The sequence below is a fragment of the Allorhizobium sp. DMC15 genome (assembly GCF_056314065.1).
Map to the genome: position 1 here is coordinate 695,258 of NZ_JBQUZB010000002.1, position 16,358 is coordinate 711,615.

A 16,358-nucleotide genomic window follows, 5' to 3' on the forward strand; every position below is an offset into this window, starting at 1 on the left:
CTGAGCTCAGTTCACATGCGCTTCGATCGCCTTCGGCGCAGCACCGGCCGCTTCGGCGGCAATCGAGATGCGACGCGGCTTCATGGCCTCGGGAATGTTGCGCAGAAGGTCGATGTGCAAGAGGCCGTTCTTCAACGAAGCGGCGGTGACTTCGACATGGTCGGCAAGCTGGAAGCGGCGCTCGAAGGCGCGCTTGGCAATGCCGCGATAGAGGAACTCGCTCTGCTCGGCCTTTTCGTCTTCGGCCTTTTCACCCTTGACGGTCAGCACATGGGCATGTGCCTCGATCGAAAGCTCGCTTTCGTCGAAGCCGGCAACGGCCATGGTGATCCGGTAGAGGTTCTCGCCGGTGCGTTCGATGTTGTAGGGGGGATAGCTCTGGGCTTGCTCCGGCTGTCCGAGGCTGTCGAGCATCGTGAACAGGCGGTCGAAACCGACGGTAGAGCGGTAGAGGGGGGAAAAATCGACGTGACGCATTGTGTCCTCCTGGAAGCGACGTTGGCGTTATGGGACCACCGGCATCCCGCATTGGGCGATGGCGGCAGCGAGACCGGACCCTTTCGGCGTCCGTGACTTCGATGTGGGAAATCGGTTTTGCGAATTCAAGATGGATGATCGCGACAGCCGGTTCGCTTCGATGAATCCGCCATGAACGACGGGTTCAATCTGGGTTCAGCCCTCCCCCGCTAAACCATCGGCATCGGTTGTCTCGAACCCGATGGACCGGAGATATCGCCCCTTCCACTCCGGTCGATTTCGCCGGGACCGCATTCTCCGTTTGCGGTTCCGGCTTTTTTCTTTGACCTTTCGTAGGGGTCATCCTATCCCGTGACGAGGACAACGCGCTCAAACGACAGGCAGTTGTGAGTATGGAAGCGAGACTTCACGCCACGCCCGGCAACCCCGTTCCCGGAAACCCGCTGGTCGGCTACTTCAAAGGCTATCGCGGCGTCAATCTGCGCTATGCGGTGTTCAAATCCACTGCCGAGACCACGCGCGGCACCATCGTTCTGTTGCACGGTCGAAACGAGACCATCGAGAAATATTTCGAAACGATCCGCGAGATGAATGCGCGCGGCTTCTGGGTCGCGACCTATGATTTTCGCGGCCAGGGCGGCTCGGACCGATTGATCAAGGATCCGCGCAAGGGTCATGTCGGCCGCTTTGATCACTATATCAAAGATCTCGAGATCTTCCTCGAACAGATCGTGCTGCCCGACACCCGCCTGCCCTTCTTCATGGTTGCCCATTCGACCGGCGGCCTGATCGCGCTGAAGGCGGCGCCGCGCCTGGCCAACCGCATCGAGCGCATGGTGCTGACGGCCCCCTTTGTCGGCCTCGGCGGCCAGAAGACCTCACCGGAAAACATCCGTCGTTTGGCGACGCTCGCAACCTTTAGCGGCTTTGGCGGCATCTGCCTTAACAAGGACGAGCCCCGCAAGGACTTCGACGGCAACCCGCTGACCACGGATCCGCAGCGCTTCGCGCGCAACCAGCGGCTCGTCTTGGACCATCCGGAGCTTTTCCTGGGTCCGCCGACCGCCCGTTGGCTCTACGAAAGCCAAAAGGCGATTGCCGCGGTCCGCGACCCCCGCCACCTCGCCTCGATCACCGTACCGACCGTCATCGTGGCACCCGGCAACGACCCGATCGTTCCCTATCATTATCAGGAATCCCTGGCGCAGTATTTCCGTGCCGGGCAACTGGTGCCCGTTCCCGGCGCCCGCCACGAGATCCTGCAGGAGCAGGACCGCTACCGCACCCAGGCGCTGGCCGCGCTCTTTGCCTTCATTCCCGGCGGCGAACCCGAGGAAGCCGATCCCGTCGGCGAACTGACCGACAGCCGCCTCGACGCCTGACGCTGCGGCTCAATCGCGCTTCAGCATCTCCAGGACCTCGGCATGGACCGCTTTGGAGCCGGCCGCAATGATCGAGCCGCCCGCTTCCGGCCGCCCGCCATCCCAGGTGGTGATCACGCCGCCGGCCTGCTCGATGATCGGGATCAGCGCGCCGACGTCATAGGGCTTCAGCACCGTTTCAATGACGAGATCGATATGGCCGGCCGCGAGCAGGCAATAGGCATAGCAGTCGACGCCGTAGCGGAAGAGCTTCGCCCGATCCTGGACCGCCTGGTAACGCGCGACCTCCCAGCCCTGGAAGAGATGCGGCGAGGTGGTGAACAGGATCGCGTTTTCAAGACTGCCGCAGTCCCGCACCTGGTTCTGTCGCTCGCCGTCAGGCCCGAAATACCAGGACTTGTTCCCATCGGCGAAATAGCGCTCGCCGGTGAACGGCTGCTCCATCAGCCCCATCACAGAGCGTCCATGCTCCTGGAAGCCGATCAGCGTACCCCAGACCGGAACGCCGGAGATGAAGGCCCGCGTCCCGTCAATCGGATCGATAACCCAGACCTGGTCGCTGTCCATCCGGATATTGGCATGCTCTTCACCGAGGATGCCATGATCAGGAAATTCCGACTCGATCAACGCACGGATCGCCGTCTCCGCCGCTTGATCGCCTTCAGTGACTGGATCGAAGCCCTGCGCCTCCTTGTTGACCACCGACAAACCGGAGCGGAAGCGCGGCAAAGTCTCTGCCTTGGCGGCATCGGCGAGGCGAAAAAAGAAATCACGGGTGGGGCGCATGAAAGGGTTCCGTCGCATGAGTGTGGCGCCAGTCTTAAAGCCTGTCGCCCCGAAAGAAAACCGCCAGCTGCCGCTCTACGAATTCATCCCACGCTATGAAATTGCGCATTTTTTCGCCACGCCCAAAAAAGCACCAAGATTCAACTTGACAATGGTGCACTGCAGCACATAACGTCTTACTTACAGTCTCTGACTGTAAATACCCTCCTTGGGTGTTTCCTCCCTAGACTTGAAGCCGCGCCCAGTGCGCGGTTTTTTTTGCCCTGAGTTTGCGCAAACAAAGGGGGAGCACACGCCTCCAGCCACGCCACGGGAAGCGACGCAACGGCAAAGAGAGAGTTGGTGAAAGCTGTTACTCGGCCGCGAGCGCCTGATCGCCGAAATAGTCGGCGACGAAATCAGCCATCTGACCCATGAAGATTGCAAGTGACCCGGCCAGCGCGTCGAAATCCGGACGCTTCTCCAGCGTCGATTCGTCGATATAGAGCGAGCGATTGACCTCGATCTGCAACGCATGCAGGTCGCGCGCCGGGCGGCCATAATGTTCGGTGATGAAGCCGCCGGCATAGGGCTTATTGCGCACGGCCGCAAAGCCGAGCTCTTCCAGGAACTGCAGCGCCGCCCGCGACAGTTCGCCCGAAGCGCTGGTGCCATAGCGGTCACCGACGATGAAATCCGGCTTGATGCCGCTGCCGGCGACCCGGATGTTACCGGGCATCGAATGGCAATCGATCAGCACGCCGAGTCCGAAACGGGCATGGGTGCGGGCGATCAGCTTGCGCAGGCAGGCATGATAGGGCTTGTAGCAGGTCTCGATCCGCTCCATGGCCGACGCGAGCGGCATCCGACCCTCATAGATCTCCATGTTTTCCGCAACAATGCGCGGAATGGTGCCCAGTCCGCCGGCAACGCGCGCCGAATTGCTGTTGGCATAAGGCGGCAGCGGATCGGAAAACATGCGCGGATCGAGCTCGTAAGGCTCCCGGTTCACATCGACATAGGCGCGCGGAAAATTCGCAACCAGCATCGGTGCGCCGAAACTGGGCGCTGCCGAGAAGAGCTCGTCCACGTAATGGTCCTCGGACCGCCGGATCGCATGCCCATCCAGGCGCGACTCATCCAGAAAAGCACTCGGGTAACAACGGCCGCTATGCGGGGAGTTATACACGAAGGGAATGGTCTGGACGGCGGGTTCGCGAATCTCGAAAGGCTCGAATTCGTTGGTCATCCGCTCCCCAGTTCCTCTTCTTTACCAAGTCACAAACTTGTTGTGTTCGCCATGTTGCCAGTCGGCTGTCGCAAAGTCCATACTCCCGGAAATGGCGGAGCAGGCTCACGATTTCGTTGTTCACCGGTTCTTTACTGGGCTGGACCTAGAGTGAGCGGCTGCGAGCGTCCCACGAAATCGAATACAGCGGTCCCTAAATGACACAGAAAATCCTTCTCGCCGAAGATGACAACGACATGCGCCGGTTCCTGGTGAAGGCGTTGGAAAAGGCGGGCTATAAAGTTTCTTCCTTCGACAACGGCGCCAGCGCCTACGACCGCCTGCGCGAAGAACCTTTCTCTCTTCTCCTGACCGATATCGTTATGCCGGAAATGGACGGCATTGAGCTGGCGCGCCGCGCCACCGAACTCGATCCGGACCTGAAGGTCATGTTCATCACCGGCTTCGCCGCCGTCGCCTTGAACGCCGATTCGAAGGCTCCGAAGGACGCCAAGGTCCTGTCCAAGCCTTTCCACCTTCGTGATCTCGTCGACGAAGTGAACAAACTCCTTGCTGCGTAAGGCCTGCCGAAGGGATTGAAAAAATCTCTTCACAAAACTGCAAAATGCCTATTGACGGGCGATCAGGTTTTGTGGTCTTAAGCCGCTCATCGGATGGGCGTGTAGCTCAGCGGGAGAGCACTACGTTGACATCGTAGGGGTCACAGGTTCAATCCCTGTCACGCCCACCATTCGAATTCTTTCAAGGGCTTGCCGGAAACGGCGAGCCCTTTTTGATTCGGGGTGAAACCAAGCCTTCTGGCGCCAAGGTCCTCTTCGAATCACCTCGACATCAAAGGCCGCAGCGCGATTCAATTTTAGTTGCGCGATTAATCTCTGCGACCAATGATGGAACTCCGTCTAAAGTTCAAATCGTATATACAATTTGATGATGATCGAGTATGATCTGTCCAAGGATGAAGCCAATAGGCGAAAACACGGGATCTCGCTCGAACGGGCGCACGATCTCGATATCCTCGCCCTTCTGGAAGACGATAGAAATGCCTATGGAGAAATCCGCTATCGGGCGTGGGGCCTGATCGACGAGCTGCCGCACTGTCTCGCTTTCACTTATCGTGACGGGCATGTGAGGGCGATCAGCTTGCGGCGCGCCCATAAGAAGGAGCTTGAGCGTTATGTCGAAGCCAGACGATGATCTCGAAAATCCCGAATGGACATCGGTAGATTTTGCCCGCGCCCTTCCTGCGTCCGAAATGCCCGAAGAACTGCGCGTCTTCTTTCCGCGTACACGGGGCATCCAGAAGGCCCCGACAAAAGTTCCTGTCTCGCTTCGTCTCTCCCCGGAAGTCGTCGAGCATTTTCGATCAACCGGACCGGGCTGGCAAAGCCGGATCGACGAAATCCTGAAGAAGGCGGCGGGCCTCTAGGCGCCCACCACCGTCACCGCATCCCCCACATACACCACCACATACCCTCCATCCGCTTTCAGCGCCCGTGCCTTCGCCTCCAATTCCCCGAGATACGGCGCCCGCCGCCAGTCTTCGGGACGTTCAGGTTCGACCAGCACCGTCAGCTGTGGCCCCTGCGCGTAAAGCATCATGCCACTGACAGAAGGCTCCCACTCAGGCCCAAGCGATGCATCCGTCCGCCACAGACAATAGAAGTCGCGACAGGTGGCGGGCCTGGCAGCATAGGCAGCACAGCCACCACCAGTCAGACAGTGGCGACAGGGCTCGTTGGCCACCTTATCGAACTCATCGATGTCAGGAAGGATGCAGCAGAGCGAACAGGTGCCGCAGCTTCGGCCCTCGACCAGTGCGGGACCGGCAACGCTCTGCGAAGCCTCCACCTCAGGCCGCCGGACCGATGGCCACGGTCAGTGGCGAAAGCCCCTCGACGCTGCCGACCAGCCGGTCGCCCGGCAGGACCGGACCAACGCCCGAGGGCGTGCCGGTGTAGATCAGGTCGCCGGGTGTGAGGTGATAGTAGCGCGACAGGTGGCTGATGATCTCGGGTACGGACCAGACCATCTCGGAGAGCTCCCCCTCCTGGCGGACAGCATCATTCACAGTGAGCTCGATCCGCTGACGACCCGGCACGAAATCGGACGCCCGTTTGATCGGCCCGATCCCCGCCGAATCCTCGAAGGACTTGCCCATGTCCCAGGGGCGCTGCTTGTCCTTGGCCGCCTGCTGCAGGTCGCGCCGGGTCATGTCGAGGCCGACGGCGTACCCGAAAATGACACCTGCCGCCTCCTCTACCGTAATCCGGAACGCCGGCGCGCCGATTGCGATCACCAGTTCGATCTCGTGGTGGCAGTCCTCGGTGCCGGGCGGATAGGTCATCGTGCCGCCGCTCAGCACCAGCCCCGTCGGCGGCTTGGTGAAATAGAAAGGGGCCGCCCGGTCGATGGTATTGCCCATCTCCGCGGCATGGGCGGCGTAGTTGCGCCCGACGCAGAAGACCCGATGCACGGGAAAGCCGGCAGACACGCCCTCGACAGGCAGAAGCGGTGCGACGGGAACATCAAAAAGGGGAGCGGTGGGCATAAGGGCTGCGACTTTCCTATGTCAGAACGAACAACGACCTCCGCGCATCAACGCAGGAGGTTTCTGAACTTGAGCACATCGGTCGACGGGCAGCAACGCGTCAGCAGCCGAAATTAAGGACGATCCAGGACCACACTTGGAACCATCGGCCAAACATGTAACAAAATCCGCGCCCCCGCGTTGGGATTGCGTCGACCGTCTGCCGCATGACGTCCGACAGACGCCAGGAGAGGCAGGCACAGCGAATTCGGCCGGGACACTCGCCCCGGCCAGACATTGAAAGGCAAGAAACATGAGCACCAAGATCGTGCCGGTCATCATGGCCGGCGGCAAGGGAACCCGTCTCTGGCCACTCTCGCGCGCCGCTGCCGCCAAGCAATTCATCCGCTTCCTCGGCGACGAGACGCTGCTGCAGAAGACCTTGATGCGCGTGTCCGATGAGGCCCTCTATGACGCGCCCCTCGTCGTCACCAATGAAGACTTCCGCTTCCTCGTCGCAGAACAGGCGCGTGAACTCGACGTGAAGCTCGACGGCATCGTGCTGGAGCCGGAAGCGCGCAACACGGCCGCAGCTGTTGCCGCAGCCGCCGTCATCGTCAGCCAGCGCCATGGCCGCGACGCACTGATCCAGATCCTGCCATCCGATCACGAGATCACGGTCGACGACACTTATCGAGCCTGCGTCGCGAGCGCGGCAGACGCCGCCCGCAGCGGCAAGATCGTCACCTTCGGCATCACGCCCACGGAGCCGGCGACCGGCTATGGCTATATCGAGATCGGCCCCGAAATCGGCAACGGCGTGCACGAAGTCTCGCGCTTCGTTGAAAAACCCAACGCCGACGTTGCCCAGCAAATGCTGGACAGCGGAAACTTTGCCTGGAACTCCGGGATGTTCGTCTTCTCCGCTGGGCGCATGATCGAGGAATTGAAGGCGCTTGCGCCGGAGGTGCTGGCAGCCGTCGAAAAATCCGTCGAAAAGGCCCAGGGTGACCTCGACTTCACCCGCCTCGATACCGAGACCTTTGCCGAAGCGCCGAGCATTTCCATCGATTACGCCGTCATGGAAAAGACGGCCAATGCCGCCGTGGTTCCTGCCGCCATCACATGGTCTGACCTCGGCAGCTGGGACGCCATCTGGAAGCTCGCCGGCGGCGACGAAAACGGCAATGTCGTCAACGGCAATGCCACCGTCTCCGACACGAAGAACTCTTTGGTGATGTCCCGCGAGGCCCACCTTGCCGTCCAAGGCATGGACGGTGTTGCCGTCATCGCCTCGGAAGATGCCGTCTATGTCGGCCGACTCGACCGCAGCCAGGATGTCGGCAATCTCGTCAAGCTCTTGGCCGCCGACAAGGAAACCGCCGGTCTCACCGAGAATCATCCGACGGCGCTTCGTCCCTGGGGCGGCTACACCTCCGTGCTCAATGGTGACCGGTTCCAGGTGAAGCGGCTCTTCGTCAATCCGGAAAAGAAGCTGTCGCTGCAGAAGCATTATCACCGTGCCGAGCACTGGGTCTGCGTGCGGGGCACGGCAGAGGTCACAATCGACGACAAGGTGACCGTCCTGCACGAGAACCAGTCGATCTATATCCCCCAGGGCTCGGTGCACCGCCTCGCCAATCCCGGCAAGATCCAACTCGAAGTGATCGAGGTGCAGACCGGCTCCTATCTCGGCGAGGACGACATCATCCGTCTCGTCGACGAATTCGGCCGCAGCTGACGAATATCAATTTGCGGAACTTGTGCGGCCCGGACGCTTCGGCTCTCCGGGCCGCTTGCTTTATGGCGCTGCATTGCACAAGATCGATGCAAGCCGGAAAAAGCGGCATGGGCGAACAGCGAAGCGGTAACGAATGTCGATCAAGGCAAGCATCTATCACCTTACCCATTACAAATACGACAATCCGGTCCGCCTCGGGCCCCAGATCATCCGGCTGAAGCCCGCCGCCCATTCCCGCACGAAAGTCATTTCACACGCGCTCAAGGTCACGCCGGAAAACCACTTCGTCAATCTCCAGCAGGACCCTTACGGCAACTACCTCGCCCGCTTCGTCTTCCCCGATCCCGTCACGGAACTGAAGATCGAGGTCGACCTCGTCGCCGACATGACGGTCTACAATCCCTTCGACTTCTTCACCGAGGAAGAAGCGGTCAAATGGCCCTTCGATTATCCCGCCGACATCCGCGACGATCTGACAATCTACATGACGCCGGAGGCGGCCTCTCCGGCACTTCAAGCCTTTCTCGCCACCCTGGACAAGACGCCCGGCCAAGGGACCGTCGACATGGTCGTCGGCCTCAATGCGCGCCTGCAGCAGGAAATCGGCTACGTCATCCGCATGGAGCCGGGTGTGCAGACGCCGGAGGAGACGCTGACCTCGGCGCGTGGTTCCTGTCGCGATTCGAGTTGGCTGCTCGTCCAGATCCTGCGTCATCTCGGCCTCGCCGCCCGCTTCGTCTCCGGTTACCTGATCCAGCTGACGCCGGACCTGAAGGCGCTCGACGGCCCCTCCGGCACCGAGGTGGATTTCACCGATCTGCACGCCTGGGCCGAAGTCTACATCCCCGGCGCCGGCTGGATCGGCCTCGACCCGACGTCCGGCCTCTTGACCGGAGAAAGCCATATTCCGCTCGCCGCCACGCCGCACTACCGGAATGCCGCCCCGATTTCCGGCGGTTATATCGGCGAGGCCAAGACGGATTTTGCCTTCGACATGCAGGTGAAGCGGGTTGCCGAACATCCGCGCATCACCAAGCCGTTTTCCGACGAGAGTTGGGAAGCCCTGAATGTGCTCGGCTTGAAGGTCGATGCAGATCTGCGCGCCCATGACGTCCGTCTCACAATGGGCGGCGAGCCGACCTTCGTCTCGATCGACGACTTTCAGTCCGACGAATGGAATACGGCCGCCGTCGGCCCGACAAAGCGCGACAAGGCCGACCAGTTGATCCGCCGCCTGCGTGAGCGCTTTGCCCCCGGTGGCTTCCTGCATTACGGCCAGGGCAAGTGGTATCCGGGAGAAAGCCTTCCCCGCTGGACCTTCTCGCTCTACTGGCGTCGCGACAATAAGCCGGTCTGGAACAATCCGGACCTGATCGCGGTGGAAAGCCGCGACCACAAGGTGGGCCACGAGGACGCCGCTCGCCTTCTGCAGGCGATCGCCGTCGAACTCGATATCGCGACGGACAATGTCATGCCGGCCTATGAGGACCCGGCCGAATGGATCGTCAAGGAAGCCAATCTCCCGGAAAATGTCGATCCCTCGAACTCGAAGCTCAAGGATCCGGAAGAACGGACCCGCATCGCCAAGGTCTTCTCCAACGGCCTGACAAGCCCGGCTGGTTATGTCCTGCCCGTCCAGGCCTGGCAGTCCCGCGTCTCTGGCCGCACCTGGGTGTCGGAGCGCTGGAGCACACGCCGCGGCCGCCTCTATCTTGTTCCGGGCGATAGCCCCGTGGGTTTCCGCCTGCCCCTGAACTCGCTGCCCTACATCTCGCCCTCTTGGTACCCCTACATCAACCCGGTCGATCCGACGATTGAGAAGCCGCCCCTGCCCGACTTCTCGACCGAGAAGGGCCGGGTCATGCCCGAACACTCCTTCCAGGCCGACATTGCCCAGCAGCAGTTGCTCGGGCAGTCCTATGAGGAGATCGGCGGACGGGTCCGGACGGCCATCTCCGTGGAAGTTCGCGACGGCCGGCTCTGCATCTTCATGCCACCAACGGCCGCACTCGAAGACTATCTCGACCTGATCGCCTCGGCCGAACGCGCAGCCGCAGCACTGAACCTGCCGGTCCATATCGAAGGCTACACGCCGCCCCACGACGAGCGCCTGAACGTCATCCGCGTTGCCCCGGACCCGGGCGTGATCGAGGTCAACATCCACCCGGCCTATGACTGGGAAGATTGCGTTGCCACCACGACGGCGATCTATGAGGAAGCCCGCCTCTGCCGCCTCGGCGCCGACAAGTTCATGATCGACGGCCGCCATTGCGGCACCGGCGGCGGCAACCACGTGGTGGTCGGCGGAGCGACCCCGAACGACAGCCCCTTCCTGCGCCGGCCGGATCTCCTGAAGAGCCTGGTCCTGCACTGGCAGCGCCACCCGTCTTTGTCGTACCTGTTCTCCGGCCTTTTCATCGGGCCGACCAGCCAGGCCCCGCGTTTCGACGAGGCACGCCACGACTCGCTCTACGAGCTCGAGATCGCAATGGCGCAGATCCCTCTGCCGAACCAGGGACATCTGCCGCCCCTTCCCTGGATGGTCGATCGCCTCTTCCGCAATCTCTTGGTCGACGTGACGGGCAACACGCATCGCTCCGAGATCTGCATCGACAAGCTCTTTTCCCCCGATGGCCCGACAGGACGTCTCGGCCTCGTGGAATTCCGCGGTTTCGAGATGCCGCCCAATGCCCGCATGTCGCTCGCACAGCAACTGATGATCCGTGCGCTGATCGCCCGCTTCTGGAAGAACCCGATCGGCGGCAATTTCGTCCGCTGGGGCACCAGTCTGCACGACCGCTTCATGCTGCCGCATTACATCTGGCAGGACTTCCTCGAAGTGCTGGCCGACCTGCGTCAGAACGGCTTCGACTTCAAGCCGGAATGGTTCGCCGCCCAGCTCGAATTCCGCTTCCCCTTCTTCGGCGAGGTGGATTACGAGGGATCGAAACTCGAATTGCGCGGCGCGCTGGAACCCTGGCACGTGATGGGCGAGCAAGGAGCGATCGGCGGTACGGTGCGCTACGTCGACAGCTCCGTCGAGCGGCTGCAGGTCAGGCTGGAGACCGCCAATCCGGACCGTTACACGATTGCCTGCAACGGTCGCGCGGTCCCACTCCGAAAGACCGACGTGAACGGCGTCGCCGTCGCCGGTGTGCGCTACAAAGCCTGGCAGCCAGCCTCCGGGCTGCATCCGATGCTGCCCGTCAATACACCGCTAACATTCGACATTTATGATACATGGTCTGGCCGATCGATCGGAGGCTGCGTCTACCATGTCGCCCATCCCGGTGGCCGAAATTACGATACTTTCCCTGTGAATGGGAATGAAGCGGAAGCCCGTCGGCTTGCACGTTTCGAGCCATGGGGCCATACAGCCGGCTCCTATCCCCTTTGGCCCGAGACCGTGTCGCCGGAATTCCCGCACACTTTGGACCTGAGACGACCGCAAGGTATCTGATTGATGGCACAGAAGACGGCAGCGGAGCTTCCTCCGCCTGAGGCAGCGAATGGCACGGCCCGCCTGGCCGGCTATCGCGCGCTCGCCGGTGCGGCCGATGAAATGATCGATACCCAGGGCAAGGTGCGGCCTGTCTGGCAACCTTTCGTCTCGGCCATCGAGACGATGGACGAGCGGGAACTCGATGAACGTTTCGCCCGCGCTGACCGCTATCTGCGCGATGCCGGCGTGTTCTACAGAGCCTATGGTGCAGGCGGATCGAGCGAGCGCGCCTGGCCCTTTTCGCATATCCCGGTCCTGATCTCGGAAGCCGAATGGCAGGTTCTGGCCAACGGCCTCGTGCAGCGCGCCGATCTCCTGGAGGCGATCGTCTCCGACATCTACTCGGAAAACCGGCTGGTGCAGGAAGGTTTCCTCCCGCCGCAGCTGATTGCCTCCAATCCGGAATTCCTGCGTCCGCTCGTCGGTATCAAGCCCGCCGGCGGCCACTATTTGCACTTCTGTTCGTTCGAGATTGGCCGCGGTCCCGACGGGAACTGGTGGGTGCTGGCGGATCGCACCCAGGCCCCGTCGGGCGCAGGCTTTGCGCTCGAAAACCGCGTCGCGACCGCGCGTGCCTTCTCCGACCTCTATGCCGAAACCCATGTGCACCGCCTCGCCTCCTTCTTCGGCGCCTTCCGCAAGGCGCTCCAAGGGCGCCAGCAGAGCGCCGACGACCGGATTGCCGTTTTGTCCCCGGGCCCTGCCAACGAAACCTATTTCGAGCATGCCTATATCGCCCGTTATCTCGGCATCATGCTGCTGGAAGGCGAGGACCTGACGGTCGTCAATGGCAAGGTCATGGTTCGCACCGTCGCCGGCCTGAAACCTGTGAGCGTGCTGTGGCGCCGCCTCGATGCCGCATTCGCCGATCCGCTGGAGCTGGACCAGAATTCCTACATCGGCACGCCCGGCATGGTCGACGCTCTGCGCAACCGCTCCGTCACCTTCGTCAACGCGCTGGGGTCGGGCATCCTCGAAACCAGGGCACTGCTGGCCTTCATGCCAACGCTCTCGCGGCATCTGCTCGGCGAGGAACTGAAGCTGCCCTCCATCGCCACCTGGTGGTGCGGCCAGAAGGCTGAGCGTGAGCATGTCGCCCGCAATCTCGACCGTATGGTTGTGGGCTCGGCCTTCTCACGCCTGCCCTTCTTCGACGACAACGGGCGCTCGGTCCTCGGCTCGCGTTACAAGGACCCGCAGAGCCGCAGCATCTCGGAATGGCTGGAAGCGGAAACCGGCAATCTCGTCGGCCAGGAAGTCGTGACACTGTCCACCACGCCGGCCATGATCGACGGCAAGCTGACACCGCGTCCCATGTCGCTGCGTGTCTTTGCCGCCCGGACCCAGAACGGCTGGCAGATCATGCCGGGCGGCTTTGCCCGCATCGGCAGCGGCTCCGACGTCTCGGCGATCGCCATGCAATCCGGCGGCAGCGCTGCCGATGTGTGGATCGTGTCAGACAAGCCGGTTGATCGTACCTCGCTATTGCCCGCCGAAGAGAGCTTCACCCGCAACATGCCCGGCAGCCTGCCGAGCCGCGCCGCTGATAATCTCTTCTGGCTCGGCCGCTATATCGAGCGCGCCGAAGGGGTGTTGCGCATCCTGCGCGCCTGGCACGCCCGTTATGCCGAGAGCGCCAATCCGGACCAGCCGCTTCTGGCCTTCGTCAGCGATTACCTCTCCGACATCGACGTCGACACGAAGACCGGGGTGCCTGAGAGCCTGTTGCGCAACATCGACAGCGCTGTCTATTCCGCAAGCAACATCCGCGACCGCTTCTCGCCCGATGGCTGGCTGGCACTGAACGATCTCTCGAAGACGGCCAAGCGGTTCCACGAGCGGGTCAAACCGGGCGACGACGCGGCCCATGCGATGACGATCCTCCTGCGCAAGCTCGCGGGCTTCGCCGGTCTGGTGCATGAAAACATGTACCGCTTCACCGGCTGGCGTTTCCTGACGATCGGTCGTCTGCTCGAACGTGGCCTGCACATGACCCGCCTGCTCGGACGCCTCACCGGCCCGGATGTGCCCGATGGCGCACTCGACATGCTGCTGGAGATCGGCGACAACGTCATGACCCATCGTCGCCGCTACAACGTCTCGACGGCGCGCTTGACTGTCACGGACCTGCTGGCGCTTGATCCGCTTAACCCGCGCTCGATCCTGTTCCAGCTCAACGAGATCCGCATCGAAGCCGAGCAGTTGCCGAACGCGATGGTGAACGGACAGATGTCCATGCTGTTCCGCGAAGCCATGCGGTTGCATTCGGGTCTTGCCGTGATGACTCCTGAGGCGATGACTGCCGACGTCTATATCAACCTTGAGCGCGAGCTGGAGAAGTTTTCCGACATTCTCGCCCGCACCTATCTGAATTGACCTGATGCTGTACGATCTCTCGCTCCACATCGGTTACCGCTACGAGGTCCCGGCCTCGGGCGCCCATCACATGCTGCGCCTGTTGCCTCTGTCGCTGCCCGACCGCCAGCGCCTGATCGCCGGCGCAGTGACCGTAACGCCGGAACCCGACGAACTCGCTACATTCGACGACTTCTTCCGCCATCCGACCCGCCATGCAATCCTGCGCGCGCCGCATGAGAAGCTCGATATTCGCATGCAGGCCCGCGTCATGGTTCAGCCCGTGTCCGTGCCGGCGGACTTTTCGCCGATCCTCGACCGGCTGCCGCAGGAACTGGCGGAAACCTGGACGCTCGACGCGGAATCGCCACACCACTTTCTCGGCATCAGCCCGCGCCTGCCTCGGGACCGCGAGATCGCCACCTATGCCCGCACGGAGCTGAAGCCGAGCATGACCGTGCGCCAGATCGCCGAGCAGCTTTGCACCCGCATCTACCGCGATTTCAAGTACGACCCGGAAGCGACGACCGTCGATTCAACGCCCGCTGAAGCCTTCGCCAAGAAGCGTGGCGTCTGTCAGGACTTCTCTCATGTGATGATCGTGGCACTGCGCAGTCTGGGCATTCCCGCCGGCTATGTCAGTGGCTTCCTGCGGACCATTCCGCCACCGGGCAAGGAACGTCTTGAAGGTGCAGACGCCATGCATGCCTGGGTGCGGGTCTGGTGCGGCAAGCTGACCGGCTGGATCGAGCTCGATCCGACCAACAACATTCCCGCCGGCACCGACCATATTGTCGTCGGTTATGGCCGCGACTACTCCGACGTCGCGCCTGTCATCGGCGTTTTGAAGAGCTATGGCAGTCACAAGACCGATCAGTCCGTCGATGTCATCCCGGTGAAACAGTAATCACAACCATTCCATCGAATTTTACCTTTTCCTTTAAGTCGAATGGAACAGGTCCGGCCCTATAAATCGTCCATAGCCTGCGTTTGGATGGACATGATGACTAGGACCAAAACACAGCATTCCTCGCTTTTGTCGCGCCTGATCGGTTGCCGGTCGGGCAATTTCGGCATGATCACCGCTCTGCTGATCCCGGTGACGGCAGCGGCGGCCGGCGTCGCGATCGATTTCAATCGCATGGTCCAGATCAAGACCCTGCTGCAAGATTCTGCTGACTCGGCCGTTCTGGCAGCGGCGAACGCCCTGGCCGTCAAGAACGTCTCCGACGATGAAGCGATTGCGCTGGCCAAGGAGTTCATGGCCTCGCAATTCTACAACATTGTCCCCCAGGAAGACAGCTCGACCGATCCGGGTGCCGCCGCGCCGGCCGATATCGACAAGGCCGCAATCGCCAGCGTCCAGCGCACGACCGCAACTGGGGGCAAGACCTTCGATGTGCAGCTCACCGGCTCCTACACGATGAAGACCAACGGCATGACCGCCCTTCTCGGCTGGAAAACCGTAACCCTCTCGGTGTCGGCGAGTGCGCAGAGCACGACCGAAAGCAAGAATGCGCTGTCGATGTTCATGGTTCTCGACCGTTCGGGCTCCATGGAAGAAGACACGAGCACCGTCAACGACGCCAAGCCCAAGGAGACTGTCTACTACGACTGCGGTTACTACCAGGGCCGGAACTGGGTCTCCAGGACCTGCAGCTACGAGCAAACCAACTACTACACCAAGATCGAATCGCTGAAGCTCGCGGTTGCGTCCCTCACGACACAGCTGAACACGGCCGACCCGCAGAGCAAATATGTCCGCACCGCTGCGGTCTCCTACAATTCGTCCATGCAGAAACCGACGACCCTGCAATGGGGCACGGCATCTGCGCTGACTTATGTCCAGGCCCTGACCGCGACCGGTGGCACGGATTCCTCTGACGCCATGGCCCGGGCTTACAGCGACGTCTCTGCAACGTCGGAAGACACCGCGCACAAGAACAAGAATGGCCAGGTCCCGAGCAAGTTCATCATCTTCATGACCGACGGTGACAACAACTACTCAAGCGCCGACACGAAGACCAAAGCCACCTGCGACACCGCCAAGAAGGCCGGCGTGCAGATCTTCACCGTCGCCTTCATGGCACCGTCCAAGGGCCAGTCCCTGCTGAAATACTGCGCCTCCAGCACGTCCAACTATTATGACGCGCAGAATGCCGCAGAACTCGTGGCGGCCTTCAAGGAAATTGGCGACAAAGCAGTCCAGGCCTCGACACGCCTGACCAACTGACACGCTTCCAAAGCGTTTGCGGAAATTTGCATACAATCGGCCGTGTCCCATCGGGGTGCGGCCGATTGCCGTTCAGCCCTAATAGGGCAATCATCGACAAATCAGCGGCTTAAAACGATTGAATCTA

Annotated in this window: 14 protein-coding genes and 1 tRNA gene; 10 read left to right on the forward strand and 5 right to left on the reverse strand. The window is 61.6% G+C overall.

Features of this window, described 5'->3' with window-relative positions:
* Nucleotides 1-6: 6 nt before the first annotated feature.
* Nucleotides 7-477, reverse strand: coding sequence for an Hsp20 family protein (locus ACT53S_RS11950; RefSeq protein ID WP_113376378.1), 471 nt, complete (start codon nt 475-477; stop codon nt 7-9).
* 392 nt (nt 478-869) lie between these two features.
* Here ACT53S_RS11950 and ACT53S_RS11955 point away from each other — a divergent pair, with 392 nt between their 5' ends.
* Nucleotides 870-1,859, forward strand: coding sequence for an alpha/beta hydrolase (locus tag ACT53S_RS11955; RefSeq protein ID WP_113376379.1), 990 nt, complete (start codon nt 870-872; stop codon nt 1,857-1,859).
* Between the two features lie 9 nt (nt 1,860-1,868).
* Here ACT53S_RS11955 and hisN read toward each other — a convergent pair whose 3' ends face one another.
* Nucleotides 1,869-2,645 carry a histidinol-phosphatase gene (hisN, locus tag ACT53S_RS11960; protein ID WP_113376380.1) on the reverse strand — a complete coding sequence of 259 codons (777 nt, stop codon included), beginning with the start codon at nt 2,643-2,645 and terminating at the stop codon, nt 1,869-1,871.
* Nucleotides 2,646-2,997: 352 nt separating this feature from the next.
* Complete coding sequence (locus ACT53S_RS11965; RefSeq protein WP_142071737.1) at nt 2,998-3,873, reverse strand: N-formylglutamate amidohydrolase; 876 nt, start codon at nt 3,871-3,873, stop codon at nt 2,998-3,000.
* Between the two features lie 197 nt (nt 3,874-4,070).
* On the opposite strand from ACT53S_RS11965, the gene cpdR1 reads away from it, so the two are divergent.
* The 4 genes from cpdR1 to ACT53S_RS11985 all read left to right on the forward strand — a co-directional run bounded on the left by cpdR1 (nt 4,071) and on the right by ACT53S_RS11985 (nt 5,299).
* Nucleotides 4,071-4,433 (forward strand): response regulator CpdR1, encoded by a 363-nt coding sequence (gene cpdR1 / locus ACT53S_RS11970; protein WP_006726917.1) that lies wholly within the window; start codon nt 4,071-4,073, stop codon nt 4,431-4,433.
* 95 nt (nt 4,434-4,528) lie between these two features.
* Nucleotides 4,529-4,603, forward strand: a tRNA-Val gene (locus tag ACT53S_RS11975).
* Between the two features lie 200 nt (nt 4,604-4,803).
* Nucleotides 4,804-5,067: a BrnT family toxin gene (locus tag ACT53S_RS11980; RefSeq protein WP_476067134.1), complete on the forward strand. Its 264-nt coding sequence runs from the start codon at nt 4,804-4,806 to the stop codon at nt 5,065-5,067.
* Nucleotides 5,048-5,299 carry a BrnA antitoxin family protein gene (locus ACT53S_RS11985; protein WP_476067135.1) on the forward strand — a complete coding sequence of 84 codons (252 nt, stop codon included), beginning with the start codon at nt 5,048-5,050 and terminating at the stop codon, nt 5,297-5,299. Before ACT53S_RS11980 ends, ACT53S_RS11985 begins: the two co-directional genes overlap by 20 nt.
* Here ACT53S_RS11985 and ACT53S_RS11990 read toward each other — a convergent pair.
* Nucleotides 5,296-5,472 carry a hypothetical protein gene (locus ACT53S_RS11990; RefSeq protein ID WP_476067136.1) on the reverse strand — a complete coding sequence of 59 codons (177 nt, stop codon included), beginning with the start codon at nt 5,470-5,472 and terminating at the stop codon, nt 5,296-5,298. The two genes, ACT53S_RS11985 and ACT53S_RS11990, sit on opposite strands and share 4 nt — an antisense overlap.
* A 250-nt stretch (nt 5,473-5,722) precedes the next feature.
* Nucleotides 5,723-6,421, reverse strand: a complete 699-nt coding sequence (locus ACT53S_RS11995) for a fumarylacetoacetate hydrolase family protein (protein WP_476067137.1) — start codon at nt 6,419-6,421, stop codon at nt 5,723-5,725.
* A 292-nt stretch (nt 6,422-6,713) separates the two neighbouring features.
* Here ACT53S_RS11995 and ACT53S_RS12000 point away from each other — a divergent pair, with 292 nt between their 5' ends.
* The 5 genes from ACT53S_RS12000 (at nt 6,714) to ACT53S_RS12020 (ending at nt 16,231) form a co-directional block, all read left to right on the forward strand.
* Nucleotides 6,714-8,141 carry a mannose-1-phosphate guanylyltransferase/mannose-6-phosphate isomerase gene (locus tag ACT53S_RS12000; RefSeq protein WP_476067138.1) on the forward strand — a complete coding sequence of 476 codons (1,428 nt, stop codon included), beginning with the start codon at nt 6,714-6,716 and terminating at the stop codon, nt 8,139-8,141.
* Nucleotides 8,142-8,274: 133 nt separating this feature from the next.
* Nucleotides 8,275-11,601, forward strand: a complete 3,327-nt coding sequence (locus ACT53S_RS12005) for a transglutaminase family protein (protein ID WP_476067139.1) — start codon at nt 8,275-8,277, stop codon at nt 11,599-11,601.
* 3 nt (nt 11,602-11,604) lie between these two features.
* Nucleotides 11,605-14,019, forward strand: coding sequence for a circularly permuted type 2 ATP-grasp protein (locus ACT53S_RS12010; RefSeq protein WP_476067140.1), 2,415 nt, complete (start codon nt 11,605-11,607; stop codon nt 14,017-14,019).
* 4 nt (nt 14,020-14,023) lie between these two features.
* A complete protein-coding gene (locus tag ACT53S_RS12015) occupies nt 14,024-14,905 on the forward strand; it encodes a transglutaminase family protein (protein WP_476067141.1) in 882 nt (293 codons plus the stop codon).
* Nucleotides 14,906-15,001: 96 nt separating this feature from the next.
* Nucleotides 15,002-16,231, forward strand: a complete 1,230-nt coding sequence (locus tag ACT53S_RS12020) for a VWA domain-containing protein (protein ID WP_476067142.1) — start codon at nt 15,002-15,004, stop codon at nt 16,229-16,231.
* Nucleotides 16,232-16,358: the final 127 nt, after the last annotated feature.